The organism is Mixta hanseatica (genome assembly GCF_023517775.1).
In the GTDB taxonomy this organism is placed as follows: Bacteria; Pseudomonadota; Gammaproteobacteria; order Enterobacterales; family Enterobacteriaceae; genus Mixta; species Mixta hanseatica.
This window is the reverse complement of the sequence record NZ_CP082904.1, coordinates 3,435,897-3,461,627: the sequence shown is the minus strand read 5'-3', so window position 1 is coordinate 3,461,627 and position 25,731 is coordinate 3,435,897. Positions and strand designations below refer to the sequence as shown.

Genomic DNA, 25,731 nt, shown 5'->3' with positions numbered 1-25,731 from the left:
TTTCATGAGAGTTCTCTCTGACGCCTGGCGGCAGCGCTTTGGCGGCACGGCGCGTCTCTATGGTCAGGACGCACTTCAGTTGTTCGCCGATGCGCATGTCTGTGTGATCGGTATCGGCGGCGTCGGCTCGTGGGCGGCGGAAGCGCTGGCGCGTACCGGCATCGGCACCATTACGCTGATCGATATGGATGACGTTTGCATTACTAACACCAACCGTCAAATTCATGCCCTGCAGGGCAATGTTGGCAAGGCGAAAACGGAAGTGATGGCCGAACGCATTCTGGCAATTAATTCGGAGTGTACGGTTAATTGCGTAGATGACTTTATTACGCCTGATAATACCGCCGAGCTAATGGGCGCAGGCTACAGCTATGTGATCGATGCGATCGATAGCGTGCGGCCAAAGGCGGCGCTGATTGCCTGGTGTCGACGCAATAAGATCCCGTTGGTGACTACCGGCGGCGCCGGCGGCCAAATCGATCCCACGCAGATCCAGGTTAGCGATCTGGCGAAGACCATTCAGGATCCGCTGGCGGCCAAGCTGCGCGAGCGGTTAAAGCACGATTTTGGCGTGGTGAAGAACAGCAAAGGCAAGCTGGGTATTGATTGTGTGTTCTCTACCGAAGCGTTGGTTTATCCGCAGCCGGACGGCAGCGTTTGCGCTTCACGCAGCACGGCGGAAGGGCCGAAGCGGATGGATTGCGCCTCCGGTTTCGGCGCCGCTACCATGGTCACGGCCACCTTCGGCTTTGTCGCCGTCTCACACGTGCTTAAGAAAATATTGGCGAAGGCGGCGCGTCAGGGTTAGCCGCCGCTGCGCGTACTGCTTGCGCCAGCGCATCCAGCCCGCTGCTGCGTGAGGCGCTCAGCTGTTCGCGCAGGCCCAGTTCATCAAATAGCTGCAGCGGATCCTGCTGCAGCAATATTTCCGGCTGCTGTCGCTCTACGGCGGTCAGCAGTACCGCCAGCAGCCCACGAACGATCCTGCCTTCGCTGTCGCCATAAAAGTGCAGCGATCCATCATGTAAGCGCTGATGTCCCAGCCAGACGCGGTTCTCACAGCCGCTCAGCTCAATATCCGTGCTTTTCAGCGCCTCCGGCAGCGGTGGCAGCTGTTTGCCCAGCATGATCAGCTGACGATAGCGTTCTTCCCAGCCGGGGCAGGCGGCAAACTTTTCTTTTAATGATGCAACGGTAATCAGTTCCGCAAAAGGATGTGGGGCGATAAGCGTCATAGTTGTTACTCGGCCAGTAAAGTGATGGCGTTATGGATGGCGCGCACCAGCGCATCGACATCCTGCAGGCTATTATAAGGCGCAAATGAGGCGCGCAGCGTACCGCTGACGCCCAGCGCCGCCATTAGCGGTTGAGCGCAGTGCTGACCGGCGCGTACCGCCACGCCGCTTTCCGCCAGCAGCGTTACCACATCGCTGTGATGAATGCCGGCGATATCAAAAGAGAGCAGGCTGGATTCGCCGCTGCGGAAGCTGCGAAAACCGGGAATCGCCTGTAGCTGCTCTTCCGCCAGCGTCGCCAGGCTGCAGCTCCAGCGTTCCGCCGCGTCGATATCAACCGTTTCCAGCCATTCCAGCGCCGCGCTCAGGCCGATTACGCCTGCAACGTTTGGCGTGCCCGCCTCAAAGCGCCAGGGCACCGGCTGCGGGGTAAAGCCATTAAAATCAACATGGCTAAGCATTTTGCCGCCGCCCTGCCAGGCGGGCATCGCCTCCAGCAACGCCGGTTTGCCATACAGCGCGCCGATGCCCATCGGCCCGTAAAGTTTGTGACCGGAAAAGGCATAAAAATCGATATCCAGCGCCTGAACGTCGGGCGGGCAATGCACCACGCCCTGCGCGCCATCGACCATTACCAGTGCACCGGCGGCATGCGCCAGCTGGATCGCCTGCGCCAAATCGGGGCAGCCGCCGGTAACGTTGGACATCTGCCCCAGCGCCAGCAGGCGCGTTTTACCGTTCAGGAGCGTGGGCAACAGCGCCATATCCGGCAGATGATTCGGACCCAGCGGCCATTTCACTATCCGGGCGCCGGTCTGCTCGGCCACCATTAGCCACGGCACCAGATTGGCATGGTGTTCTGCTTCGCTGACAATAATTTCATCGCCGGGCTTCAGGGTAGGGCGAAATGCGCTCTGCGCCACCAGGTTGATCGCTTCGGTAGTGCCGCGCGTCCAGATAATCGTCTGCGGCCGTGGCGCATTAATCAGGCTGGCCACCTGCGCGCGCGCGCTTTCATAACGCTCGGTGAGCTTGCGCGCTGCGGCATACTGGCTGCGATGAACGGTTCCGGCGCTCAGGCTGTAATAGTGCTCAGTGGCCTCAATTACCGCCTGCGGCTTTAACGCCGTGGCGGCGCTGTCCAGATAAACGCCCGCGTTTGCCAGCGCCGGAAACTGCTGACGGAACTGGGCGGGATTAAATAGGGTCATGCGGTTCTCATTACAATAAAGGTTTAGCCTCCAGGGCCAGGAACAGGTTGAAAATCTCCTAAGCCACTGGCGAAGCAGCAAATCCGCGTTATGCTGAAAAGGCAAGGTTTAAACTGTTTACCGTCGGCTTATCCGGCTGGATGTTGTTATTCAGCACCCTTGATGCTGGCTGACCGCGACGGTTGGTTTATCGCATTTCATCTGCAAGGAGATAGAAAATGAAAAAACTCGCCGCAGTATTGGCCGCCTGTGCCATGACTTTTACTTTAGCCGCTTGTTCCAGCAATTATGTCATGCATACCAATGACGGCCGCACCATTGTTACCGACGGTAAGCCTATGGTAGACGATGATACCGGTATGATCAGCTATAAAGATGCTCAGGGCAACGAGCAGCAGATCAACCGCTCTGATGTAAAAGAGATGGTAGAGATGGGCCAGTAATTTCAGGCAAAAAAAAGCACCGCTTTTTGCGGTGCTATTAAAATCACTATGGACAGACAGGGTAAATCTACAGGAATAAACGGTAGCTGAGCTACCCGATCTGAAAAGCGTCAGATCAAATTGCAAACACAACATCACGACCACAAGCCAAAAGCTCCCCTGAAATCAGTAGTTTCCCACTTATTCTGAAAAACTTTTCGTTCCGGCTCAGGAAGTGCGGCAACTATAGGTATTTGCTGGAGCTTCCTCAACGGACAATTTATAATGTCTCGGATAAAAAAATCTAATACGTAACGCGCTACTGTCGGGTTGCGTCAAAGTGTTTCAGCCAAGATTTGGATACCATGTCAAAACGTCTTCCACCACTGAATGCTCTGCGCGTTTTTGATGCAGCAGCGCGTCATCTCAGCTTTACCAAAGCGGCTGAAGAGTTATTTGTTACCCAGGCGGCTGTAAGCCATCAGATTAAATCTCTGGAGGATTTTCTCGGTCTGAAGCTGTTTCGGCGGCGTAATCGTTCGCTATTATTAACCGAGGAAGGTCAAAGCTACTATTTGGATATTAAGGAGATTTTTTCAGCGCTCAATGATGCGACGCGTAAGCTGCAGGCGCGCAGCGCCAAAGGGGCGTTGACGGTTAGCCTGCTGCCGAGCTTCGCGATTCAGTGGCTGGTGCCGCGCCTTTCCAGCTTTAACTCAGCTTATCCGGGAATTGATGTGCGTATCCAGGCGGTGGACCGTGAAGAAGAGAAACTGGCCGACGATGTCGACGTGGCGATTTTTTATGGACGCGGCAACTGGCCGGGGCTGCGCGTTGAAAAACTGTACGCTGAATATTTATTGCCGGTTTGCTCGCCGTTGCTGCTTACCGGCGATAAGCCGTTAAAAATGCCTGCCGATTTAGAACATATGACGCTGTTGCATGACGCTTCGCGCCGTGACTGGCAATCCTATACGCGCCAGTTAGGCTTGCAGCATATCAATGTGCAGCAGGGCCCTATTTTCAGCCACAGCGCGATGGTGCTGCAGGCGGCGATTCATGGCCAGGGCGTGGCGCTGGCGAATAATGTTATGGCGCAAAGCGAGATTGAGGCAGGCCGCCTGGTTTGCCCGTTTAATGATGTGTTGGTCAGTAAGAACGCTTTTTATCTGGTTTGTCATGACAGCCAGGCAGAACTGGGTAAAATAGCCGCCTTTCGACACTGGATTCTGGCAAAAGCCGCAAGCGAGCAAGAGAAGTTCCGTTTCCGCTACGCCAATTAACCTATTTATCCGCGACGGAGTGACCCGGCGCGTTATGTTACGAGGATCGTTCGATGTCCAGTCGTGCAATGTTAATTTTTTCTGCCATCAGCGGCTTTTTCTTTGTCGCTTTTGGCGCATTTGGTGCGCACGTCCTGAGTCAGTCTCTGGGGCCGACGGAAATGGCCTGGATTCATACCGGGCTGGATTATCAGGCCTGGCATACGCTGACCATTATTGGTCTGGCTGCGGCGATGCTGCGTCGCGCCAATATCTGGTTTTACTGGAGCAGCGCGTTTTTAGCGCTGGGCGTGGTGCTGTTTAGCGGCAGTCTTTATTGTCTGGCGCTGTCGCATTTGAAGATGTGGGTGTTTATTACGCCAGTGGGCGGCACCTGTTTTCTGATTGGTTGGGTTTTAATGTTAATCGGCGCGCTGCGTCTGAAGAGAAAGGCAGATCGCCATGAATAAAGTGTTGTTGTATTGCCGTTCCGGTTTTGAGAAAGAGTGTGCGGCAGAGATTACGGATAAGGCGGCGCAGCGTGAAGTCTATGGCTTCGCACGGGTAAAAGAGAACTCGGGCTATGTGCTGTTTGAGTGTTATGAAGCCGCCGATGCCGATAAGCTGGCGCGCGAGCTGCCTTTTAGCGAGCTGATTTTTGCTCGTCAGATGGTGGTTGTGGGGGAGCTGCTGCGCGATTTGCCGCCGGAGGATCGTATCTCTCCGGTGGCCGGCATGCTGAACGGCGTGGTAGAGAAGGGCGGTGACTTAAGGGTTGAGGTGCCGGATACCAACGAAGCGAAGGAGCTGCTGAAGTTTTGCCGTAAGTTTACCGTTCCGTTGCGTGCGGCGCTGCGTCAGCAGAAGAGTTTACTGAATTATGAGAGCGCCAGCCGGCCGGTGATCCATGTCTTTTTTATCGCCTCTGGCCACTGTTATGTGGGGTATTCATATCCTGGTAATAATTCGCCGTTTTTTATGGGTATTCCGCGCCTTAAGTTTCCTGCCGACGCGCCGAGCCGCTCTACGCTGAAGCTGGAGGAGGCGTTTCACGTGTTTATTCCGGCCGATGAGTGGGATGAGCGTCTGGCAAGCGGAATGTATGCAGTGGATCTTGGCGCCTGTCCCGGCGGCTGGACATATCAGCTGGTGAAACGCAGCATGATGGTGCATGCGGTGGATAATGGTCCGATGGCGCCCTCTTTGATGGATACCGGGCAGGTGATGCATCATCGTGAGGATGGTTTTAAGTATCGGCCGACGCGCAGCAATATCAGCTGGGTGGTATGCGATATGGTGGAGAAACCGGTGCGCGTGGCTAACCTGATGGCGGAGTGGCTGATTAACGGCTGGTGTCGTGAGGCGATTTTCAATCTTAAGTTGCCGATGAAGAAGCGTTATGAAGAGGTATCGCAGAATCTGGCGATGATTCAGGAGAAGCTGCAGGAAAATGGTATTAACGCGCAAATTCAGGCGCGCCAGCTTTACCACGATCGTGAAGAAGTGACGGTGCATATCCGCCGTATTTGGGGCGCGACGCCGGGCCGCCGCGACGAGCGATAAAGTCGGCGAGGTCATTGTTGAGTGTTGTCAGCGGCGGGTTGGTGTGGTCTGGCTGTTTACTGAGTTGTCAGCGGCTGGTGGCCTTTCCGTAAAGACACAAAAATGTCATCCCTGACAGCCTGTCCCGCGCCATCCCCGGCCGCGGGACGTTTTACTCCTCGCTCCGCCTGCCGCTTCCCTGGGCGCTGGATTGTCTGCACGCAGCTTCCCAGATTGCTGAGCTGCCGGCTTGCCAATCAGATTGGGTTTTCTGAGGTCCGCTAATCAGACAACCGCATCGGTATAAAGCTATTTATTAAATATTCCTTTTTAGCTGGAGAATGATAATTGCCACGGATAGCGTTATAAACAGCGTTGCATAATTATCGCAATCTACTTTTATCAAATAAAATATAAGACCCGCTAACATTAGCTATTGAGCAATATTCGTTTTTATTGACAGCTTTTTATATTTAGGGTTGTATTAGATCCGATACCATTCGCATGGTATCGCTCTGTATTAAAAGGAACGTTTAATTCAAAAGGAAATTACAATGAAAAAGGCATGCAAAATCGCCATTTTGGGCGCTTTTTTAGCGACACTTACCGGCTGTACCGGTAGCGTTTATAATAAAGAAAAAAACTGTGATTATGATTATTTGCTGCACCCGGCCATCTCTGTTTCTAAGATCATTGGCGGCTGTGGCCCAACAGCAAAATAATAACGGTTTTGTTATAGCGCTCAATGCTGGTCTGAATTGACCAGCATTTTTAATTTGAAGAAAGCCAACGCGCCGGCAATTTAATGTCTGATGGGTATAAAACTGAAACAGGCTAATTTCCCTGTAGCCGTAAATCTTTCAGATTGCCGTTAAGATGGAGATCGGTGCGCAGCGTTGCGACGCGCTGACTAATAAATGCCATCTCGCGCTGTTCAATTAGCTTCTTGCGCCACTTATCCGGCACCGCATCAAGTTGCTGATACAATACTTCCAGCGAACCGAACTGCTGTAATAACTGGCTGGCGCTTTTAGCACCAATTCCCGCCACGCCGGGTATCTTGCTGCTGCCGATGCCGGCCAACCCCCAGAAATCAGGCAGCCGCTCTGGCGCGACGCCAAACTCTTGCTCAATAAACGGTAGATCCAGCCATCGCTTCTGAAAATAATCGCGAATGCGGATTTCAGGCGCCAGCAGCTGACAATAGCCTTTATCCGTTGAGACAATGGTCGCCTGATGGCCGCTCTGCGCTACTTTCACCGCCAGCGTAGCGGCCAGATCGTCCGCCTCATCGCCTTCTGCGGACCAGCAGGGCACGCCAGCCTGACGAAACGCCGCCTGCAACAGGGGCATTTCCCGCTGCAAATCTTCCGGCATCGGCGGACGTCCCGCCTTATAGTCAGGCAGCAGCTGATGCCGCCAGCCTTCACGACGCAGCTCATCGTCAAATACCGCAACGGCATGAGTAGGCTGTGTATGGCCCAATAGCTGCTGCAAAGCCGCGACGCAGCGATCCTGACAAGGTGTTCCCTGTACCGCATGAATACGGCGAATAAGATTCAGCGCATCAACAATTAATAAATGAATAGTCATGGTTAATGACGGGCAGCATGATGCCGCCCGTTTACGATTATTTGATGATTTCGTAGCACGGAATATAGGCCGTACCCGGTAGCTTCATGCGGTGCTGAGCCACGAAGCCCTGCAGCAGATCGTCCATGCGGCGCATAATGGCCGGATCGCCATGCAGTTTATACGGTCCTCTCTGCCGAATCTCGCGGATGCCCATCTCTTTCACGTTACCAGCAACAATGCCGGAGAAGGCGCGACGCAAGGCGGCGGCCAGTTTTTCCGGCGGCTGATTGGGATAGAGATTGAGGTTCGCCATATTCTCATGCGTTGGCAGGAAGGGAACCTGTAAATCGGGTTCAATGCGCAGCGACCAGTTAAAGCTGTAGGCATCGCCGCTTTCACGACGGTTCTCTTTAACCTGCGGCATCGCTTTTTTCATCTGACGCGCCACTTCGGCTGCATCGTCAATAATGATGGTGTAATAACGACGCGCCTGCTCGCCGACGGTATTCACGATAAACTCATCCAGCACGCGGAAATAATCGGCGCTCTCTTTCGGCCCGGTCAGGATCAAAGGCAGCACCTGATCATTATTCTCTGGATTCATCAGAATACCCAGCAGATAAAGCAGCTCTTCTGCGGTACCGACGCCGCCCGGGAAAATGATAATGCCATGCGCAATGCGCACAAACGCTTCCAGACGTTTTTCAATATCCGGCATGATAATCAGTTCGTTAACCAGCGGATTCGGCGGCTCTGCGGCAATAATCGATGGCTCGGTCAGGCCGATAAAACGTCCTTCGCGGTAGCGCTGCTGCGCATGACCCACGGCGGCGCCTTTCATCGGCGCTTCCATCACGCCCGGCCCGCAGCCGGTACAGATATTCAGTTCACGCAGGCCCAGCTGAGTGCCGACGTTGCGGCAATATTGATATTCGGTCGCGTTAATTGAGTGGCCGCCCCAGCAAACCACCATATTAGGATATTCGCCGACGTGCAGCGCGCGCGCGTTACGCAAAATAGAGAAAACCAGATTGGTGATATGCGCGGAATTATCCAGGTCGCGCTGCTGAAAACGGCCAACTGTCTCAAACTGACCGGTAACAAACAGAATGTCGCGCAGTACGGCAAACAGGTTAGCCTGCAAAGAACGGATAATGCGCCCATCAACAAAGGCTTCTTCCGGCGGATTAATCAGTTCCAGCTTTACGCCACGCTCGCGGCGCAGCACATTAATATCGAAGTTTTCAAAGCGGGAGAGCAGTTCATGGCTGCTGTCGGTCTGGCTACCGGAATTAAGCACGGCGAGAGAGCAGTTGCGAAACAGCTGATAGAGATCGCTGCTGGCCGTACGCTTCAGCATGTCGACTTCTAACTGCGAAAGCAAATCCATCGAGCCAAGTGGGCTGATATGTGTAATCAAGTGAACTCCTTTACACCCGCCAGGGTGATAAATGACACCGTGTCGTTACGGCAACTGCACGGTGACGAGAAAATCCCTGAGCGGTGGTATATCGCCACCGCTGCTTCTCAGAGTAGCCTTCTGTGCTGAAGTTCCTCAACCGATTCCTGTAACAGAACGTAGTCCTGCGAGGAGCTCCGCAGTTTACTGGCGCACCAGGCGTGAATGGCTGGGCGAAAAATCAGTATTGCTGCGCCACGGATTAATATCCAGTCCGCCGCGTCGCGTATAGCGAGCATAAACCGACAGCATTTCCGGCCGACAGAAGCGCAGCAGATCGTTAAAGATACGTTCTACACATTGCTCGTGAAACTCATTGTGATGACGAAACGAGACCAGGTAGCGTAGCAGTGCCTCGCGCTTGATGCGCGGCCCGCGATAGCGAATTTGTACCGAACCCCAGTCAGGCTGATGGGTAATCAGACAGTTCGATTTCAGCAGATGGCTAACCAGCGTTTCTTCAACGATTTCGTCACCTGCGGCATCGGCCAGATAATCGGCATTGAACTGATACTCATCAATGCTGATATCCTGCTCATCAATACAGAAACCGTCGAACTGACCAATCGGCTGTCCTTCTATTTCCTGCAGGCGGAACAGCGCTACGCTAACATCGCCCTGCGCGCAGGCGCGCAAATCACGTTCCAGCGTCTGGCGCACCTCGCCCCAGTCGGCAAAGCGCGTCTGGTTAAAGCTGTTAAGATAAAGCTTAAAGCTCTTTGACTCGATCAGATTAAGGCTATCCGCCTGTAACACCACCTCGCCCACGGCGACCTGAGGAACACCTTTGGCATTCAGCCAAGAGAGTTCATACAATGTCCAGATATCGGCGCCGTGAAAGGGCAGATTGGTGGGATAAAGGCCTAAAGGCTCACGGTTAAGCGAACGCGGTACCGCCTGTAGCAAGGCTGGCTCGTAGCGATCCTGCCAAGCGGTCGGCTTGCCCAAAGTCAGGTTGGCAAGCGACTGATGTTGTTCATAAGAAGACATAACGTAACCTCACGCCCGTCGGGAATGACGAGCAGTGTCTTTTCCTGTGATAAAGAAACGGTAAATAAGGCTGTAAGTGTAACTCACTCAGCCTGGAGTAAAAAAAGATGAATGATCTTATTGCCGCCGCGTTGCGTGACTTCACTCAGTATTACTGTCAGCAATGGCAGCAGCGCTATGGGCATCCGCCTGCCAGTGCAGAGCTATATGCGGTTCCTTCACCCTGTGCGGTAGAAAACCGTGGCGAGCGCGTGCTTTGGCAGCCGCAGCCTTTTAGTGCCGAGCCGCATCTCGCAGCGGTAGAACGGGCGCTGGAGCTTCAGTTGCAGCCTGCGGTGGTGAGCTATTATACAACGCAATACGCTGGCGATATGCAGGCGACGTTCGAACAGCAGCCGATCACTTTACTTCAGGTATGGAGCGAAGCCGATTTTGTGCGAGTGCAGGAAAACCTGATTGGGCACTTAGTAATGAAAAGGCGTTTAAAACAAACTCCGACATTATTTATTGCCACCACCGCTTCTGATTCAGAGGTTATATCCGTGTGCAACTTAACCGGGGAAGTGATTTGTGAAACCTTAGGAACGCCGCGCCGCGAAAAACTGGCGCCGGATCTTAGGATTTTTCTTAAGTCATTACAACCGGTTACTGAGCTTGCTTAAGTGATTCGCCCGTAATGTTGTAGGAGATCTCTTACATGGACTGTGAGAGATCGCCAGAATAAATCATCAGGAAATGAAAACTTTTTTTGTGAAAATAATGTAAATCATAAACTTAGTGAAATCTGTCTTTTAAGATTTTTGCCAGGTTAAATGATTAACGGAAAAGGTAGCTTGTTTCCTTTTCTGGCTAAGGCAAACTGCAAATTATCGGAAAGGAAATCCGTGGAATGGATAACGTCAGGGAAGGCGTACATCAGGATGATGCGTCGCACAGGGAGAGGCGTTAACGGATAGCTTCAGGATGAAGCCGAACATTCCAGGCTGGAATAAAAGGACACCTCCAGGACGGAGAATGAGAGCCAGACAGGATGTCTGGTGGGCCAGGAAAGCCGATGGAGTACCGCCATGAAGGCGAGTTTGTCAGGATGACAGCAGGGAAAAGTTTTCATGGATGAGCAGGGAGCAATAAAGTAGCTGGATTGCTGCAAACGAACCGGGGGCACTGTTAATACAGTGCCCCTTTTTTTATGCTGCGCGTTTTCCCATCGGCCCACCGGTGCTATGCTTGCCGCCCTTAAAATTACACCCGTTGTGAGGATGCCCATGCACCGTGAACATCAGGTTCGCCAGGGGTTGCTGGCGGTCGAAGCATTACTGAAAGCGCATGCGCTATGGCAGAGCGAAGCGCCTGAGTCGGCAGCGTTCAACAGCACGCAGCCGTTTTTCCTCGATACTATGCGGCCGCTGGAGTGGTTGCAGTGGGTGTTGATCCCGCGTATGCACGCCTTGCTCGACGCTGAGGCGGAGCTGCCGCAAAATTTTGCTATCGCACCCTATTATGAAATGGCGCTGGAAGCGGAAATTCCCGCACGCCGCGAGCTGCTGGTTCACCTGAGCGCGCTTGATGCGCTATTTATTGTCCCGGATCGCTGATGCTGGAAATTATTTATCAAGACGAATGGCTGGTGGCAGTCAATAAACCCGCTGGTTGGCTGGTGCATCGCAGCTGGCTGGATCGTAAAGAAAAAGTGTTTGTGATGCAGACGGTGCGCGATCAAATCGGCCAGCACGTCTTTACCGCTCATCGGCTCGATCGGCCTACCTCCGGCGTGCTGCTAATGGGACTTTCCAGTGAAGTCGGCCGCCTGCTGTCGCAGCAGTTTGAGCAGCATCAAATGACGAAAACCTACCATGCCGTGGTGCGTGGCTGGCTGCAGGGCGCGGAGCGGCTCGATTATCCGCTGACCGAAGAGCTGGATAAAATCGCTGATAAATATGCCTCGGCGGATAAAGGGCCGCAGCCGGCGGTAACCGACTGGCGCGGGGTGGCGATCACGGAACAGCCGGTGGCTATCGGCCGTTATCCCACCGCCCGTTACAGCCTGATGGAGCTGCAGCCGGCGACGGGCCGCAAACATCAGCTGCGTCGTCATCTTTCCCATCTGCGCCATCCGATTATTGGCGATACCACGCATGGCGATTTACGTCAGAACCGCGGCGTAGCGCAGCATTTCGGCTGCGATCGCTTGATGCTGCACGCCAGCTGCCTGGCGCTGAGCCATCCGGTCACCGGCGAGCTGCTTACTCTGCGGGCCGGGCTCGATCATGACTGGCAACGCCTGATGCAGCAGTTTGGCTGGCAGCATCATCTCCCTGATATTCCCAGGGTTGAGTTTGCACAGTCGCCAGGCCAGGATAGAGACACACAATAAGGGAGAAGTTTATGGCGCAGATAGGTATTTTCGTCGGAACGGTTTACGGCAACGCGTTGCTGGTTGCGGAAGAGGCCGAGCCGATCCTGCAAGAGCAAGGTCATCAGGTGCAGATCTTTGAAGATCCCAGCTTTAGCGACTGGCAGCAGTACGGCGATAAGGTTGCGCTGATTGTTACCTCGACTACCGGTCAGGGCAATTTTCCCGACAGCATCGCCGGGCTCTATCACGACGTAAAAGATAAGCTGGGCCATCAGCCGCAGCTGCGCTATGGCGTGATCGCGCTGGGAGACAGCAGCTACGATCACTTCTGCGGCGCGGGGAAAACCTTTGACGCGCTGCTACAGGAGCAGCAAGCAACGCGCATCGGCGATATGCTGCTGGTGGATGCGATGGAATCGCCAGAGCCGGAAAGTGTCAGCTCACCCTGGGTTGAAAGCTGGGGCAAGCTGCTGTAATGCTTCCGGCTCCGTCGGCCATCAGGTAACCGGAGCCGGATTAAACACCGCCAGCGCATTGCGAATGCCCCAGCGATCGGACCAGGTTTGCTGTCGGCCGCTGGCGATATCCAGTATTAAAGTAAATAAGCGCCAGCCCACCTGTTCAATAGTTTCTTCGCCAGTAGCGATGGTGCCGGCATTAATATCCATTAAATCATGCCAGCGGTTGGCTAACGCGGTGCGCGTCGCCATTTTGATTACCGGAATGGCGGCGAGGCCATACGGTGTGCCGCGTCCGGTGGTGAAAACCTGCAGCGTAATACCGGAGGCCATCTGCTGCGTGCCGCAGACAAAATCGCTGGCGGGCGTGGCGGCGTAAATGAGCCCGCGCTTCGTTGGACGCTGGCCGGGCGACAGCACTTCAACGATGGCGCTGCGTCCTGATTTCGCAATCGAGCCCAGCGCTTTTTCCACCACGTTTGCCAGTCCGCCTTTTTTGTTGCCCGGGGAAGGGTTGGCACTACGATCGGTTTGCCCCTGACGCAGATACTCATCATACCAGGCCATCTCTTCCAGCAGACGTTTACCGGTTGCCTCATCTACCGCCCGCGGCGTTAACAGATGGATCGCATCGCGCACTTCAGTTACTTCGGAAAACATTACCGTGGCGCCGCAGCGCACCAGCAGGTCAGAGGCGTAGCCCACCGCCGGATTCGCCGTCACGCCGGAGAAAGCATCGCTGCCGCCGCACTGCATGCCGACAACCAGTTCGGACGCGGGGCAGGTTTCACGTTGACGCTGGTTCAGGCGCTGCAGGTGCCGATCTGCTACGCGCAGGATCGCCTGCACCATCGCCTCGAAGCCGACATGGCGTTCATCCTGCAAACGTACAATATCCTCGTCGCCAAGAGAAATTGCCTGCACATCATCGCCGTTAGCGGCTAACAGCCGCTCCGGCTGCAGCTTTTCACAGCCAAGGCTCACCACCATTACCTCGCCGCCAAAGTTGGCATTCAGCGCCAGGTTATGAATAGTGCGGATGGGAATAATGGCCGCCGGCGCGTTGATCGCCACGCCGCAGCCGTAAAGATGGTTAAGCGCCACCACGCCATCGACGTTGGGGTAACGCGGCAGCAGTTCGCGTTCAATGATGCCGACCACATAATCCACTACGCCGGCCACACAGTGTACGCTGGTGGTAATCCCCAGCAGATTACGCGTGCCGACGCTGCCGTCGGCGTTGCGGTAGCCTTCAAAGGTGTAACCTTCCAGCGGCGGCAATGATTCCGGTACGCGCGTCGCCAACGGCAGGCTTTCCAGCGGCGGCGCTTCGGGCAGCGCCACCAGCGACTCTTCAATCCAGCTGCCCTGGGCGATATCCCGCAGCGCGTAGCCAATCACTTCGCCGTAACGGCGAATGGTTTCGCCGCGCGCAATGGCGCTAAGCGCGACCTTATGCCCCTGGGGAACATGTTCCGTAAGGCGCAGCCCGCAGGGAAATACGCTGCCGGCAGGCAGTCCGTTGTCATTCACTACGATAGCGACGTTATCGTCTGCGTGTACCCGAATATAGCGCGGCGTCTCTTCGAATATTTTCATTGCTTTGGTATCCAGTAAATGGAAAAGCTTGGAAAGCGGGATGGCGTCGGTGAAAACCGCGTCTTATGTTTTTGCTGTGAAAAGTATAAGAAGCGGCAATGGTGTGAGCATTATGCAAATGACCTGGTTTATGTTTTCCGTTCACTTCATTTTCAGGCTTTAGAACAAATGCAAGTGAAGAGGCTCACAAACCCCATCCGCACTGTGCGTGGCCCGCAGCCGATCGGCCTGAAAAAAACGATTCCGTGAGCCGGGCCGCAGCGAATTAGGCAAAAGCCATAAAATAACCGTTTTTCAACACAAAATATCGGGCTTTATTCCAATGAATTGCCCCGGTGCGCTCCATATACTTTTCCCCAGGTTTGACAATGGTTGAGACAGCTGAGCCGCGTAGTAGATGTTTTTGCTAACAAATAATCATCGCCATGTTTAACCCAACCTCATTCTGATACTCAACAAAATGTGTATGCAGTCAGAGTGGAAAGTAGCGTAACGCTATATTTCAGGAGTGCATCATGAATTCATTCAGCCAGGCGGAAAGCGCCGTAGAAAAAAGAACTAACGCACGATACTGGATCGTCGTGATGTTGTTTATCGTGACGTCCTTTAACTATGGCGGCCGTGCCACGCTTTCCATTGCCGGTTCCGAGATGGCGAAAGATATCGGTCTCGATCCGGTCGGCATGGGCTACATCTTTTCGGCATTCTCATGGGCCTATGTGATTGGCCAAATCCCCGGCGGCTGGCTACTTGACCGTTTCGGCTCGAAGCGCGTCTATTTCTGGAGCATCTTTATCTGGTCGCTGTTTACCCTGTTACAGGGCTTCGTGGATATTTTTGAAGGCTTCACGGTTATCGTCGCGCTGTTTATGCTGCGCTTTCTGGTCGGGCTGGCGGAAGCGCCTTCTTTCCCCGGCAACAGCCGCATCGTCGCCGCCTGGTTTCCGGCGCAGGAGCGTGGAACCGCGGTCGCGATTTTTAACTCGGCGCAATATTTCGCTACCGTTATTTTCGCCCCGATTATGGGCTGGCTGACCGCTCAGGTTGGCTGGGCGCACGTCTTCTGGTTTATGGGCGGGCTGGGCATCATCATCAGCTTTATCTGGCTAAAAGTGATCCACGATCCCAACGATCATCCCGGGGTGAATAAGGCCGAGCTGGAGTATATGGAGCAGGGCGGTGCGCTGATTAATATGGATGCGAAGAAAGCGCAGCAGAAAATCAGCGGACGTGAAAAATGGGGCCAGATTCGCCAGCTGATTACCTCACGGATGATGATCGGTATCTATCTCGGGCAGTACTGCATTAATGCGCTGACCTACTTTTTTATTACCTGGTTCCCGGTTTACCTGGTACAGGCGCGCGGTATGTCGATTCTGAAGGCAGGGTTTATCGCCTCTATTCCGGCCATCTGCGGGTTCCTTGGCGGCGTGCTCGGCGGCGTGATTTCCGACTGGCTGATGCGTAAAACCGGCTCGCTGAATATCGCCCGTAAAACGCCTATCGTTCTCGGCATGCTGCTTTCCATTTCGATGGTCACCTGTAACTACGTCGATACGGAATGGGTGGTGGTGTTCTTTATGGCGACCGCCTTCTTCGGTAAAGGCATCGGCGCGCTCGGCTGGGCGGTGATGGCGGATACCGCGCCCAAAGAGATCAGCGGGCTTAGCGGCGGCCTGTTCAACATGTTCGGCAATATCTCCGGCATCATTACCCCTATCGCTATCGGCTACATCATCGCCTCCACCGGTTCGTATAACGGCGCGCTGATCTACGTCGGCATTCACGCCTTCGTCGCGGTGCTGAGCTACCTGGTGCTGGTGGGCGATATCAAACGTATCGAACTGAATAAAGTAGCGTAAGGAGAGGCGATGAATACGCAAAGCACGCCCGTGATTACCGATATGAAGGTTATTCCGGTCGCCGGTCATGACAGCATGCTGCTTAATATCGGCGGCGCGCATAACGCTTACTTTACCCGCAACATCGTGGTGTTGACCGACAGCGCCGGGCATACCGGCCTGGGAGAGGCGCCGGGCGGTGAAACCATCTTCCAGACGCTGAGCGCGGCGATCCCGCAGGTGGTGGGGCATGAAGTCGGCCGCATGAATCGGCTGGTGCAGCAGGTGCACCAGGGTAACCAGCACGCTGATTTCGATACGTTCGGCAAAGGCGCCTGGACATTTGAACTGCGGGTGAATGCGGTGGCCGCGCTGGAAGCCGCCCTGCTCGACCTGCTGGGCCAGTGCCTGAATGTGCCGGTCGCTGAGCTGCTGGGGCCGGGTAAACAGCGTGATGAAGTTACCGTGCTGGGCTATCTGTTTTATATCGGCGATCGGGAAAAAACGGATCTGCCTTATCTGAGTGGCGAGCAGGCGACGCACGACTGGTATCACCTGCGCCATCAGCAGGCGCTGGATAGCGCGGCGGTGGTGCGATTGGCAGAGGCTGCCCAGGATCGCTACGGCTTTAAAGACTTTAAATTAAAAGGCGGCGTGCTGCCGGGCGAGGATGAAATAGAGGCCGCGCGCGCGCTGAAAAAACGGTTTCCGGAGGCGCGCATCACCGTTGACCCTAACGGCGCCTGGATGCTGGATGAGGCGATCGCCCTCTGTAAAGGGCTGCAGGATGTGCTCAGCTATGCGGAAGATCCGTGCGGCGCCGAGCAGGGCTACTCCGGGCGCGAAGTGATGGCGGAGTTCCGCCGCGCCACCGGCCTGCCGGTCGCCACCAATATGATCGCCACTAACTGGCGTGAAATGCAGCACGCGGTAATGCTGAATGCGGTCGATATTCCGCTGGCCGATCCGCACTTCTGGACCTTAAGCGGCGCAGTGCGCGTTGCGCAGCTGTGTGACGACTGGGGCCTGACCTGGGGCTGCCATTCCAATAACCATTTCGATATCTCTTTAGCGATGTTTACCCACGTCGGCGCGGCTGCGCCGGGTAAGCCCACCGCCATCGATACGCACTGGATCTGGCAGGAGGGCGAGCAGCATCTCACCAAAGCGCCTTTGCAGATCCGTAACGGCAAAATTGCCGTTCCCGATAAGCCCGGCCTGGGAATTGAACTGGACTGGGCACGCCTGCAGCAGGCGCATGAGCTGTACAAAACGTTGCCGGGCGGCGCGCGTAACGACGCGACCGCGATGCAGTACCTCATTCCCGGCTGGACATTTGATCGCAAGCGCCCGGCGTTCGGGCGCAGCAAAGCATAAGGAATCGACCATGAGCCAACAGAACGCCACGCCGAAAATTACCGCTATGCAGGTCATCCCGGTTGCCGGCTACGACAGTATGCTGCTCAATTTGAGCGGGGCGCATGCGCCTTTCTTCACCCGTAATATTGTGATCATCAAAGATAACGCAGGCCATACCGGCGTGGGTGAAATTCCCGGCGGCGAGAAAATCCGCCAGACGCTGGAAGAGGCAGCGGCGCTACTGGTCGGCCATACGCTGGGCGAATATAAAAACCTGCTCAGCCAGGTGCGTACTACCTTTGCCGATCGCGACGCCAGCGGGCGCGGCACGCAAACCTTTGACCTGCGCACTACCATCCACGTGGTGACCGGCATTGAAGCGGCGCTGCTTGATCTGCTGGGGCAGTTTCTGGGCGTTAACGTCGCCAGCCTGTTGGGCGAAGGGCAGCAACGCGATCGGGTTGAAATGCTGGGCTATCTGTTCTACGTGGGCGATCGCCGCAAAACCACGCTGCCCTATCAGAGCGAGCCATCGGCCCGCTGCGACTGGTATCGCCTGCGTCACGAAGAGGCACTGACGCCGGAAACGGTGGTCAGGCTGGCTGAGGCAGCGTATGAGAAATATGGTTTTAACGATTTCAAACTGAAGGGCGGCGTGCTGGCTGGCAGCGAAGAGGCGGAAGCGGTAACCGCGTTGGCGCAGCGTTTTCCGCAGGCGCGCATTACGCTTGATCCCAACGGCGCTTGGTCGCTGGAAGAGGCGATTAAGCTGGGCAAACAGTTGCGCAACGTGCTGGCCTACGCAGAGGACCCGTGCGGCACCGAGCAGGGCTATTCCGGACGTGAAGTGATGGCGGAGTTCCGCCGCGCCACTGGCCTGCCCACCGCCACCAATATGATCGCCACCGACTGGCGTCAGATGGGACATACCCTGTCGCTGCAATCGGTCGATATTCCTCTGGCCGACCCGCATTTCTGGACCATGCAAGGTTCGGTGCGCGTGGCGCAAATGTGTCATGAGTTCGGCCTGACCTGGGGTTCCCACTCCAATAACCACTTCGATATTTCGCTGGCGATGTTTACCCATGTCGCCGCCGCCGCGCCGGGCAATATTACCGCCATTGATACGCACTGGATCTGGCAGGAAGGCAACCAGCGCCTGACGAAGCAGCCGCTGGAGATCAAAGGCGGCATGGTGCAGGTGCCGCAGAAGCCGGGCCTGGGCGTCGAGCTGGATATGGATCAGGTGATGAAGGCGCATGAACTTTATCAGAAGCACGGGCTGGGCGCGCGCGATGATGCGCAGGCGATGCAATTCCTGGTGCCTAACTGGAGCTTTAATAACAAACGTCCGTGCCTGGTGCGCTAAGCGCGCTTAACCGAGAGGAAACAGAATGTCTTATCCTAACCGTTTTCGTCAGCGTCTTCTGAGCGGTGAAACGCTGATCGGCAGTTGGTGTTCGCTGGCGAACCCTATTACTACGGAAGTTCTCGGCCTGGCGGGTTTTGACTGGCTGGTGCTGGATGGCGAACATGCGCCGAACGATATCACCACCTTTGTGCCGCAGTTGATGGCGCTGAAAGGCAGCCCCAGCGCGGCGGTGGTGCGCCCACCCAGCAATGAGCCGGTGATTATCAAGCGTCTGCTGGATATCGGTTTTTATAACTTTTTAATTCCGTTCGTTGAAAGCGAAGAGGAGGCGACGCTGGCCGTTGCTTCGACACGCTATCCGCCCGCCGGGATTCGCGGCGTCTCGGTTTCGCATCGCAGCAACATGTACGGTACGCTGCCGGACTACAACCTCGATATCAACAGTAATGTCAGCGTGCTGGTGCAAATTGAAAGTCAGCAGGGCGTGGACAATCTTGACAGCATCGCCAGGGTAGAGGGCGTGGACGGCATTTTTGTCGGCCCAGGCGACCTCTCCGCCGCGCTTGGCTATCTTGGGCAGCCCGCCCATCCAGAAGTGTTAAAAGTCATTCAGCATATTTTTGCGCGGGCGAAAGCCGCCGGCAAACCGAGCGGCATTCTGGCGCCGGTCGAGGCTGACGCACGCCGTTATCTTGAATGGGGAGCAACCTTTGTCGCCGTGGGAAGCGATCTGGGCGTCTTCCGTAATGCCACGCAGGCGCTTTGCGATCGTTTTAAAAAATAGCTTAACAAGGGGAATAACAATGAAAGTTGGATTTATTGGCCTGGGCATCATGGGCAAACCGATGAGCAAAAACCTGGTGAAAGCGGGTTATACGCTGGTGGTTCGTGATTCCAATACGCAAAACGAGGCAGAGCTGGTTGAACTGGGCGCCACCACGGCGAAAACGCCGAAAGAGGTGGCCGAACAGTGCGACGTCATCATTACCATGCTGCCGAACTCGCCGCATGTCAAAGAGGTAGCGCTGGGCGAAAACGGCATCATTGAGGGGGCGAAACCCGGCACGGTACTGATTGATATGAGCTCTATCGCGCCGCTGGCCAGCCGTGAAATCCATCAGGCGCTGACGGAAAAGGGCATCAACATGCTGGACGCGCCGGTAAGCGGCGGCGAGCCCAAAGCGATCGACGGCACGCTGTCGGTAATGGTAGGCGGCGATAAAGCGATTTTCGACCGTTATTACGATCTGATGAAAGCGATGGCCGGCTCGGTGGTGCATACCGGCGATATCGGCGCAGGCAACGTCACCAAACTGGCGAACCAGGTGATTGTCGCGCTGAACATTGCCGCAATGTCCGAGGCGTTAACCCTGGCGACAAAAGCGGGCGTCAACCCGGATCTGGTCTATCAGGCTATCCGCGGCGGGCTGGCGGGCAGCACGGTGCTGGACGCTAAAGCACCGATGGTGATGGATCGCAACTTCAAGCCGGGCTTCCGTATCGATCTGCATATTAAAGATTTGAGCAATGCGCTGGATACCTCACACGGCATTGGCGCACAGCTGCCGCTAACCGCCACCGTTATGGAAATGATGCAGGCGTTGAAAGCGGATGGCATGGGCACCTCCGACCACAGTGCGCTGGCCTGCTATTATGAGAAGTTAGCGAAGGTTGAAATTTCACGCTAGCCATCCGCACCGGTTACAGAGCCGGTCAGGCTGACCGGCTTCGTTCTCTGGCTGCGGCCAGCTCAACAGCGCTCGGACTATTTATGAAAATCGTTATTGCACCGGATTCGTACAAAGAGAGTTTATCCGCCCTGCAGGTCGCTTCGGAGATTGAAAACGGCTTTCGTGCAATCTTTCCCGATGCTGAATATGTCAAGCTGCCGGTTGCGGATGGCGGTGAAGGCACCGTAGAGGCGATGGTCGCGGCGACGCAGGGTAAAATCGTCAGGTTACGGGTCACCGGTCCCCTGGGCGAGCCGGTGGAGGCTTTTTATGGCTTGTCTGGCGATGAAAGCTGCGCGTTTATTGAGATGGCGGCCGCCAGCGGCCTGGAGCTGGTGCCGCCTGCGCGCCGCGATCCGCTGGTGACCACCTCCTGGGGAACCGGGGAGCTTATCGCTAACGCGCTGGATCGCGGCGTACAGCATTTTATTATCGGCATCGGCGGCAGCGCGACCAACGATGGCGGCGCCGGAATGGTACAGGCACTGGGCGCCAGGCTGCTTAACGCTCAGGATGAGCAGATCGGCTACGGCGGCGGCGCGCTGCCGCAGCTGGCGCGCATTGATATCAGCCAGCTCGATCCGCGTCTGCGTCAGTGTCGCTTCGAGGTGGCCTGCGATGTGACCAATCCCCTGACGGGCGATGAGGGCGCCTCGGCGATTTTTGGCCCGCAAAAAGGAGCGACGCCGGCGCTAGTGACCCAGCTTGATAACGCGCTGGCGCACTATGCGAAGATTATTCAACGCGATCTGGATATCGACGTACTGCATATTCCCGGTGGCGGCGCGGCGGGGGGCATGGGCGCCGCCTTGCACGCTTTTTGCCAGGCGGAACTGCGGCGCGGTATTGAAATTGTCACCGAAGCGTTAGGCCTTGATGCGTTAGTGAAGGATGCCACGCTGGTGATCACCGGCGAAGGGCGTATCGACAGCCAGACCGTGCACGGCAAAGTGCCGATTGGCGTGGCGAAAGTGGCAAAACGTTATAACAAGCCGGTGATCGGTATTGCCGGCAGCCTGACGGCGGATGTCGGCGTAGTTCATCAACACGGGCTGGATGCGGTATACAGCGTGATCTATTCCATCTGTACGCTGGAAGAGGCGCTGGATAACGCGGCGCAAAACGTGCGCATGACGGCACGCAATATCGCCGCGACCCTGAAAATCGGTCAGGATGATACTCAGGACTGACTCAGAATGTGGCGCGCCGCCTGCGCCACATTTTCCATCTCATCCAGCAGCTCCAGCAATTCAGGCTCTAGCGCCATGACATCGCCATCCAGCCGTAGGCTATGCTCAATCTGCCGACACAGCTGTTTCATGCGCGGCACCCCGCTGTAGCTGGCGCTGCCGTGCAGCTTATGAATAATTTCCCGTAGCCCGTTTTGACGATTTTCCGCCAGGCTCAGTTCCACTTTCGCCTGCACCTCCGGCAGAAAATCCAGTAGCATGCGCAGCAGATCGCGCGCCAGATCGGGCTTGTTCGCCGCCTGACGCAGCGCCAGCTGCCAGTCCAGCGAAGGCGAAACGGCGGGTGCTTCCGGGGTGCCCGGCAGCAGGGTGGGAGAGTAACGCGCCAGCAGGTGACTCAGTTTCACCTCATCAATCGGCTTGGCAAGATAATCGTTCATGCCCGCTTTAATAAGGTGTTCGCGCTCGCCATCAATGGCATGGGCGGTCACCGCGATAATCGGCGTATTGGCATGCTGAGGCAGTTCCCTAATCAGCTCGCTGGCGCGAATGCCATCGATTTCCGGCATCTGAATATCCATCAGAATAATATCCAGCGCCTGCTGTCGGGCGACCTCAATCGCTTTTTCGCCACTGTCGCATAGCACGATATTTTCTACCTGCTCCTCCAGCAGCGCGCCAATTAGCTTCAGGTTCGCCGGATTATCATCTACCGCCATGACCGCCAGCGGCAGTCGGGCGCGAGCGGGCAAATCATAGAGTTTGCGCGCATGCAGATCGAGCATAATCGGCAGTAGCCGCGTGCGGGTCACCGGCTTACATAAACAGGCATCAATTCCGCGCGTTTTTAACAGCTCCGCCTGTAACAGCATCTGGCTGGGCATCGCCATAATGACGCAGTCGGCGCGCGCCTTCAGGCTGTTAATAAACGCCTGCGACAGCACGCTGTCGGTACTTTGGCTTACCGGCAAACTCACCAGCAGCATATCGTAACGCGCCTCGGTTAGCCCTTCGAGCGTCAGGCTATAGCTGACGCTAAGCGGCATGGAGCTCAGGATATCCAGCGCCGCCTGCGCTGCGGCCGGATTCGCCTCCACATAGGCAATGTGCTTGCCGCGCAACCCATCCAACGCTCGGGGATCGCTGGCGGCGTTCGGATTCAACGCCAGGCTGACATGGAACCAGAAGGTTGACCCCTGACCAAGGCGGCTATGAAATGCGATATCGCCGCCCATCTCTTTTACCAGCTTCTGCGTAATGACCAGCCCAAGCCCGGTGCCGCCATGACGCCGGGAAATACTGGCGTCGGCCTGGCGAAAAGCCTCAAACAGCTGCGACTGCTGCTTTTCGGCGATGCCGATTCCGCTATCGTGCACCTGCACTTCCAGCTCGACGCTGCTGTTGCTCAGGCCGCGCTTTTCCACCCGAATATCGATATTGCCACGCTCGGTAAACTTCACCGCGTTGCCTATCAGGTTGGTTAAGATCTGCTGCAGACGCAGCGGATCGCCGATCACATTATCCGGTACCTCGCCCTGAACATTAATCGTTAGCTCCAGCCCTTTATCATGGGCAGAGGGTGCCAGCAGCACCAGCGTTTCATCCAGCGTGGCGCGCAGCGGGAACGGAATAGATTCCAGCACCAGCTTGCCGGCTTCCAGCTTCGAAAAATCCAGCACATCGTTAATGATGCTAAGCAGATTATTCGCCGATCGCTCGATGGTAAGCAGGTAATCGCGCTGGGTAGAGGTGAGCGGGGTTTTTAAGGTCTGGCGCGTAAAGCCGATCACGCCATTTAGCGGCGTGCGCAGTTCGTGCGACATATTGGCAAGGAATTCCGACTTAATGCGCGCGGCCTCCTGCGCCCGGCGCTTGGCCAGATCCAGTTCGACGTTCTGAATCTCCATCTGCTCCAGCGTTTCGCGCAGGTCGGATGTCGCCTGATCGATATTCTGCTGCATCTCTTCATGGTAGGCGGTTAACGACATCGCCATGGCGTTAATGCCGTTTTTCAGCATATCCAGCTCGCCGAGCATATAGCCTTCAACGCGGCTGTCGAGCTGGCCGCGACGAATGCGATCCACCGTGCTGACCATATTGCGAATTGGCCCGGTCACGTCGCGCATCAGACGATAGGCGAACATCATGGCGATACAGAGGCAAAACAGCAGCAGCAGCGTAGAGACAAACACCTCTTTATATTGCTGAAGCCTGACCGATTGCAGATCCAGCTCAATCGCCACGTAGCCCAGCGGATTGCCGGTGGGCTTGGCATCCTGTCCTGGCGACTCATCGGGATAATAACTTTCCGAGACCACCGGCGTACGCAGCACCATGAGATTGCCGCGGCGCTCAATCGCCGTCAGATTGGGCAGCTTAGCGCCATCCGCCAGGCGTAGCAGTTCCTGGTTCAGATGATAGTTAGAGGTGACAAATACCTGGTTTTTATCATCAAAGACCGTAATGGCGCGCACAATATCGGAGTGGCGGCGATGCAGCAGGCTAACCAGCTGGCGCACCGATTCGCGGCTGTGAAACGTCATGCCATATTCACTGGAAACCGCCAGCGGCTCGATAATATTAGCTCCGGCATCTACTAACTGACGCTGCAGCTCGTTATAGCGATGCACCACAAAAAACGTACTGAGCAGCAGGCCAATCATTAAGGTCGGCGCCAGTATTAAAATCATCATCCTTGCCCGCAGGCTGTATTTGGTCATGGTAGTCCGGTATGAGACAATTATGCCGGGCAATAACGCCATCCAACTGGCGTTACTTCGCATAGCAATTATTCAGAGATTCGATTCCACTATGGCGCAATTCTACTCCGCAAAACGACGTGTGACGACCCGACAAACAATTACGGTCACTATTCACGATCTTGATGCCTTCGGTCAGGGGGTGGCTCGCCATCAGGGCAAAACGCTGTTTGTCAGCGGCGCGCTGCCGGGCGAGCAGGTTGAGGTTGAGCTACAGGAGGATAAGCGCCAGTACGCACGCGGGCGCGCACGGCGGATTTTACAGCCCAGCGAGCAACGCGTTACGCCGCGCTGCCCTTATTTTACCGTTTGCGGCGGTTGTCAGCAGCAGCACGCCTCGCAGGCTCTGCAGCAGCAGAGCAAGGCCGGGGCGCTGGCCCATCTGTTGACGCGGGAAACCGGGCAACCCACCGCAGTGGATGAGATTATCGGCGACAGCGCTTATGGTTATCGCCGCCGCGCGCGCCTCGGGCTGCAATATCAGGCAAAAACGCAGACGCTCACGATGGGCTTTCGTAAAACCGCTTCCAATGAGCTGGTTTCAGTTGATTGTTGCCCCATTTTGAAGCCCGAACTTGAGGCGTTGCTGGTGCCGCTCAAAGCGTGTCTCTCTTCGCTGCAGGCGGTACGGCGTCTGGGGCATGTCGAGCTGGTGCAGGCGGATAATGGTCCGGTGCTGGTGTTGCGCCATCTTGATCCATTAAGCGCCGACGATCGGCAAAAGCTGGAACGTTTTTCGCATGAACACCGGCTGGCGCTGTTTTTGGCACCGGATAGCGAACAGCTGGAGCAGGTGAGCGGCGAAGCGCCATACTATATGTCACATCAACTGAAGCTGAGCTTTAGTCCGCGCGATTTTATTCAGGTTAATGACGCGGTAAATCAAAAAATGGTGGCAAAGGCGCTGGAGTGGCTCGATCCCCGGCCAGGCGATCGCATAGTAGATCTGTTTTGCGGCATGGGAAATTTCACCTTACCGCTGGGAAAGTTCGCACAAAATGTTGTGGGTGTGGAGGGCGTAGCAGCTTTAACCACGCAAGGTGCGTATAATGCCAGCCAGAATTGTCTCGAAAACATCACCTTTTTTCATGAGAACCTGGAAGAAGATGTGACGCGTCAGCCCTGGGCGGCGCACGGTTTTGACAAGGTATTACTGGATCCGGCCCGGGCGGGCGCAGGCGGCGTAATGCAGCATATTGCTAAACTTGCGCCACAACGTATTGTTTACGTTTCCTGTAACCCGACTACACTTGCCCGCGACAGCCAGGTACTGCTGTCGTCCGGTTACCGTTTGGAAAGGGTGGCGATGCTCGATATGTTTCCTCATACCGGTCATCTTGAATCCATGGTGCTATTCAGTAAAACATAAGT

General features: G+C 55.7%; 25 protein-coding genes. 18 read left to right on the top strand and 7 right to left on the bottom strand.

All coding sequences use genetic code 11. The features are described from left to right. The first annotated feature begins 4 nt into the window (after positions 1-4). Positions 5-808, top strand: coding sequence for a tRNA cyclic N6-threonylcarbamoyladenosine(37) synthase TcdA (tcdA, locus tag K6958_RS16505; protein ID WP_249892122.1), 804 nt, complete (start codon positions 5-7; stop codon positions 806-808). Here tcdA and csdE read toward each other — a convergent pair. After that, positions 771-1,235, bottom strand: coding sequence for a cysteine desulfurase sulfur acceptor subunit CsdE (gene csdE, locus K6958_RS16500; RefSeq protein WP_249892121.1), 465 nt, complete (start codon positions 1,233-1,235; stop codon positions 771-773). The two genes, tcdA and csdE, sit on opposite strands and share 38 nt — an antisense overlap. 5 nt (positions 1,236-1,240) lie before the next feature. After that, entirely contained in the window at positions 1,241-2,446 is a 1,206-nt protein-coding gene (gene csdA / locus K6958_RS16495) for a cysteine desulfurase CsdA (protein ID WP_249892120.1), read from the bottom strand. A 218-nt stretch (positions 2,447-2,664) separates the two neighbouring features. On the opposite strand from csdA, the gene K6958_RS16490 reads away from it, so the two are divergent. The 5 genes from K6958_RS16490 (at position 2,665) to K6958_RS16470 (ending at position 6,394) form a co-directional block, all read left to right on the top strand. After that, positions 2,665-2,889: a YgdI/YgdR family lipoprotein gene (locus tag K6958_RS16490; RefSeq protein ID WP_085070364.1), complete on the top strand. Its 225-nt coding sequence runs from the start codon at positions 2,665-2,667 to the stop codon at positions 2,887-2,889. A gap of 344 nt (positions 2,890-3,233) precedes the next feature. After that, entirely contained in the window at positions 3,234-4,151 is a 918-nt protein-coding gene (gene gcvA / locus K6958_RS16485; RefSeq protein WP_249892119.1) for a glycine cleavage system transcriptional regulator GcvA, read from the top strand. A 53-nt stretch (positions 4,152-4,204) separates the two neighbouring features. Next, positions 4,205-4,600 (top strand): DUF423 domain-containing protein, encoded by a 396-nt coding sequence (locus K6958_RS16480; RefSeq protein WP_249892118.1) that lies wholly within the window; start codon positions 4,205-4,207, stop codon positions 4,598-4,600. Then, on the top strand, positions 4,593-5,693 hold the full coding sequence (gene rlmM / locus K6958_RS16475) for a 23S rRNA (cytidine(2498)-2'-O)-methyltransferase RlmM (protein ID WP_249892117.1): 1,101 nt from the start codon (positions 4,593-4,595) through the stop codon (positions 5,691-5,693). Before K6958_RS16480 ends, rlmM begins: the two co-directional genes overlap by 8 nt. A gap of 533 nt (positions 5,694-6,226) precedes the next feature. After that, the gene (locus tag K6958_RS16470) at positions 6,227-6,394 is read left to right on the top strand and encodes a YhfL family protein (protein WP_249892116.1); all 168 of its coding nucleotides are present in this window, start codon (positions 6,227-6,229) and stop codon (positions 6,392-6,394) included. 112 nt (positions 6,395-6,506) lie between these two features. Here the strand turns inward: K6958_RS16470 and xni are convergent, their stop codons facing one another. The 3 genes from xni to queF all read right to left on the bottom strand — a co-directional run bounded on the left by xni (position 6,507) and on the right by queF (position 9,696). Continuing rightward, positions 6,507-7,265 carry a flap endonuclease Xni gene (gene xni, locus K6958_RS16465; protein WP_249892115.1) on the bottom strand — a complete coding sequence of 253 codons (759 nt, stop codon included), beginning with the start codon at positions 7,263-7,265 and terminating at the stop codon, positions 6,507-6,509. Positions 7,266-7,302: 37 nt separating this feature from the next. Beyond that, positions 7,303-8,667: a nucleotide 5'-monophosphate nucleosidase PpnN gene (ppnN, locus tag K6958_RS16460; RefSeq protein WP_249892114.1), complete on the bottom strand. Its 1,365-nt coding sequence runs from the start codon at positions 8,665-8,667 to the stop codon at positions 7,303-7,305. Positions 8,668-8,850: 183 nt separating this feature from the next. Further along, positions 8,851-9,696 carry an NADPH-dependent 7-cyano-7-deazaguanine reductase QueF gene (gene queF, locus K6958_RS16455; RefSeq protein WP_249892113.1) on the bottom strand — a complete coding sequence of 282 codons (846 nt, stop codon included), beginning with the start codon at positions 9,694-9,696 and terminating at the stop codon, positions 8,851-8,853. 107 nt (positions 9,697-9,803) lie between these two features. On the opposite strand from queF, the gene syd reads away from it, so the two are divergent. The 4 genes from syd (at position 9,804) to K6958_RS16435 (ending at position 12,528) form a co-directional block, all read left to right on the top strand. Then, positions 9,804-10,358, top strand: coding sequence for a SecY-interacting protein (syd, locus tag K6958_RS16450; protein ID WP_249892112.1), 555 nt, complete (start codon positions 9,804-9,806; stop codon positions 10,356-10,358). Positions 10,359-10,961: 603 nt separating this feature from the next. Beyond that, a complete protein-coding gene (locus tag K6958_RS16445; protein WP_249892111.1) occupies positions 10,962-11,291 on the top strand; it encodes a YqcC family protein in 330 nt (109 codons plus the stop codon). After that, positions 11,291-12,070 carry a tRNA pseudouridine(65) synthase TruC gene (gene truC, locus K6958_RS16440; RefSeq protein WP_249892110.1) on the top strand — a complete coding sequence of 260 codons (780 nt, stop codon included), beginning with the start codon at positions 11,291-11,293 and terminating at the stop codon, positions 12,068-12,070. The genes K6958_RS16445 and truC overlap by 1 nt, the downstream gene beginning before the upstream one ends. Positions 12,071-12,081: 11 nt before the next feature. After that, positions 12,082-12,528: a flavodoxin gene (locus K6958_RS16435; RefSeq protein WP_249892109.1), complete on the top strand. Its 447-nt coding sequence runs from the start codon at positions 12,082-12,084 to the stop codon at positions 12,526-12,528. A 21-nt stretch (positions 12,529-12,549) separates the two neighbouring features. Here K6958_RS16435 and garD read toward each other — a convergent pair whose 3' ends face one another. Beyond that, positions 12,550-14,109 carry a galactarate dehydratase gene (gene garD, locus K6958_RS16430; RefSeq protein ID WP_249892108.1) on the bottom strand — a complete coding sequence of 520 codons (1,560 nt, stop codon included), beginning with the start codon at positions 14,107-14,109 and terminating at the stop codon, positions 12,550-12,552. A gap of 18 nt (positions 14,110-14,127) precedes the next feature. Here garD and K6958_RS16425 point away from each other — a divergent pair, with 18 nt between their 5' ends. The 7 genes from K6958_RS16425 to K6958_RS16395 all read left to right on the top strand — a co-directional run bounded on the left by K6958_RS16425 (position 14,128) and on the right by K6958_RS16395 (position 21,601). Then, entirely contained in the window at positions 14,128-14,358 is a 231-nt protein-coding gene (locus tag K6958_RS16425; protein ID WP_249892107.1) for a hypothetical protein, read from the top strand. A 266-nt stretch (positions 14,359-14,624) separates the two neighbouring features. Then, positions 14,625-15,971 carry an MFS transporter gene (locus K6958_RS16420; protein ID WP_249892106.1) on the top strand — a complete coding sequence of 449 codons (1,347 nt, stop codon included), beginning with the start codon at positions 14,625-14,627 and terminating at the stop codon, positions 15,969-15,971. Positions 15,972-15,980: 9 nt separating this feature from the next. After that, positions 15,981-17,327: a glucarate dehydratase family protein gene (locus K6958_RS16415; protein WP_249892105.1), complete on the top strand. Its 1,347-nt coding sequence runs from the start codon at positions 15,981-15,983 to the stop codon at positions 17,325-17,327. Between the two features lie 10 nt (positions 17,328-17,337). After that, complete coding sequence (gudD, locus tag K6958_RS16410) at positions 17,338-18,678, top strand: glucarate dehydratase (RefSeq protein WP_249892104.1); 1,341 nt, start codon at positions 17,338-17,340, stop codon at positions 18,676-18,678. Between the two features lie 25 nt (positions 18,679-18,703). Then, the gene (gene garL / locus K6958_RS16405; RefSeq protein WP_249892103.1) at positions 18,704-19,465 is read left to right on the top strand and encodes a 2-dehydro-3-deoxyglucarate aldolase; all 762 of its coding nucleotides are present in this window, start codon (positions 18,704-18,706) and stop codon (positions 19,463-19,465) included. A 13-nt stretch (positions 19,466-19,478) separates the two neighbouring features. Continuing rightward, the gene (garR, locus tag K6958_RS16400; RefSeq protein ID WP_249894717.1) at positions 19,479-20,369 is read left to right on the top strand and encodes a 2-hydroxy-3-oxopropionate reductase; all 891 of its coding nucleotides are present in this window, start codon (positions 19,479-19,481) and stop codon (positions 20,367-20,369) included. Positions 20,370-20,452: 83 nt separating this feature from the next. After that, a complete protein-coding gene (locus tag K6958_RS16395) occupies positions 20,453-21,601 on the top strand; it encodes a glycerate kinase (protein WP_249892102.1) in 1,149 nt (382 codons plus the stop codon). On the opposite strand, the gene barA is transcribed toward K6958_RS16395, so the two are convergent. After that, positions 21,592-24,321, bottom strand: a complete 2,730-nt coding sequence (barA, locus tag K6958_RS16390; protein ID WP_249892101.1) for a two-component sensor histidine kinase BarA — start codon at positions 24,319-24,321, stop codon at positions 21,592-21,594. The genes K6958_RS16395 and barA overlap by 10 nt on opposite strands. A 91-nt stretch (positions 24,322-24,412) precedes the next feature. On the opposite strand from barA, the gene rlmD reads away from it, so the two are divergent. Then, positions 24,413-25,729 carry a 23S rRNA (uracil(1939)-C(5))-methyltransferase RlmD gene (rlmD, locus tag K6958_RS16385; RefSeq protein WP_249894716.1) on the top strand — a complete coding sequence of 439 codons (1,317 nt, stop codon included), beginning with the start codon at positions 24,413-24,415 and terminating at the stop codon, positions 25,727-25,729. The last annotated feature ends 2 nt before the right edge of the window (positions 25,730-25,731 follow it).

Bases quoted from the DNA above. Each gene is read 5' to 3' on its own strand.
- K6958_RS16425 (WP_249892107.1), top strand. From the start codon at position 14,128: ATGGAAAAGCTTGGAAAGCGGGATGGCGTCGGTGAAAACCGCGTCTTA.
- rlmD (WP_249894716.1), top strand. From the start codon at position 24,413: ATGGCGCAATTCTACTCCGCAAAACGACGTGTGACGACCCGACAAACA.
- csdA (WP_249892120.1), bottom strand. From the start codon at position 2,446: ATGACCCTATTTAATCCCGCCCAGTTCCGTCAGCAGTTTCCGGCGCTG.
- tcdA (WP_249892122.1), top strand. From the start codon at position 5: ATGAGAGTTCTCTCTGACGCCTGGCGGCAGCGCTTTGGCGGCACGGCG.
- csdE (WP_249892121.1), bottom strand. From the start codon at position 1,235: ATGACGCTTATCGCCCCACATCCTTTTGCGGAACTGATTACCGTTGCA.
- syd (WP_249892112.1), top strand. From the start codon at position 9,804: ATGAATGATCTTATTGCCGCCGCGTTGCGTGACTTCACTCAGTATTAC.
- queF (WP_249892113.1), bottom strand. From the start codon at position 9,696: ATGTCTTCTTATGAACAACATCAGTCGCTTGCCAACCTGACTTTGGGC.
- K6958_RS16415 (WP_249892105.1), top strand. From the start codon at position 15,981: ATGAATACGCAAAGCACGCCCGTGATTACCGATATGAAGGTTATTCCG.
- xni (WP_249892115.1), bottom strand. From the start codon at position 7,265: ATGACTATTCATTTATTAATTGTTGATGCGCTGAATCTTATTCGCCGT.
- barA (WP_249892101.1), bottom strand. From the start codon at position 24,321: ATGACCAAATACAGCCTGCGGGCAAGGATGATGATTTTAATACTGGCG.
- K6958_RS16445 (WP_249892111.1), top strand. From the start codon at position 10,962: ATGCACCGTGAACATCAGGTTCGCCAGGGGTTGCTGGCGGTCGAAGCA.
- K6958_RS16395 (WP_249892102.1), top strand. From the start codon at position 20,453: ATGAAAATCGTTATTGCACCGGATTCGTACAAAGAGAGTTTATCCGCC.
- gcvA (WP_249892119.1), top strand. From the start codon at position 3,234: ATGTCAAAACGTCTTCCACCACTGAATGCTCTGCGCGTTTTTGATGCA.
- gudD (WP_249892104.1), top strand. From the start codon at position 17,338: ATGAGCCAACAGAACGCCACGCCGAAAATTACCGCTATGCAGGTCATC.
- K6958_RS16435 (WP_249892109.1), top strand. From the start codon at position 12,082: ATGGCGCAGATAGGTATTTTCGTCGGAACGGTTTACGGCAACGCGTTG.
- K6958_RS16420 (WP_249892106.1), top strand. From the start codon at position 14,625: ATGAATTCATTCAGCCAGGCGGAAAGCGCCGTAGAAAAAAGAACTAAC.
- K6958_RS16490 (WP_085070364.1), top strand. From the start codon at position 2,665: ATGAAAAAACTCGCCGCAGTATTGGCCGCCTGTGCCATGACTTTTACT.
- garD (WP_249892108.1), bottom strand. From the start codon at position 14,109: ATGAAAATATTCGAAGAGACGCCGCGCTATATTCGGGTACACGCAGAC.
- truC (WP_249892110.1), top strand. From the start codon at position 11,291: ATGCTGGAAATTATTTATCAAGACGAATGGCTGGTGGCAGTCAATAAA.
- garL (WP_249892103.1), top strand. From the start codon at position 18,704: ATGTCTTATCCTAACCGTTTTCGTCAGCGTCTTCTGAGCGGTGAAACG.
- rlmM (WP_249892117.1), top strand. From the start codon at position 4,593: ATGAATAAAGTGTTGTTGTATTGCCGTTCCGGTTTTGAGAAAGAGTGT.
- K6958_RS16470 (WP_249892116.1), top strand. From the start codon at position 6,227: ATGAAAAAGGCATGCAAAATCGCCATTTTGGGCGCTTTTTTAGCGACA.
- K6958_RS16480 (WP_249892118.1), top strand. From the start codon at position 4,205: ATGTCCAGTCGTGCAATGTTAATTTTTTCTGCCATCAGCGGCTTTTTC.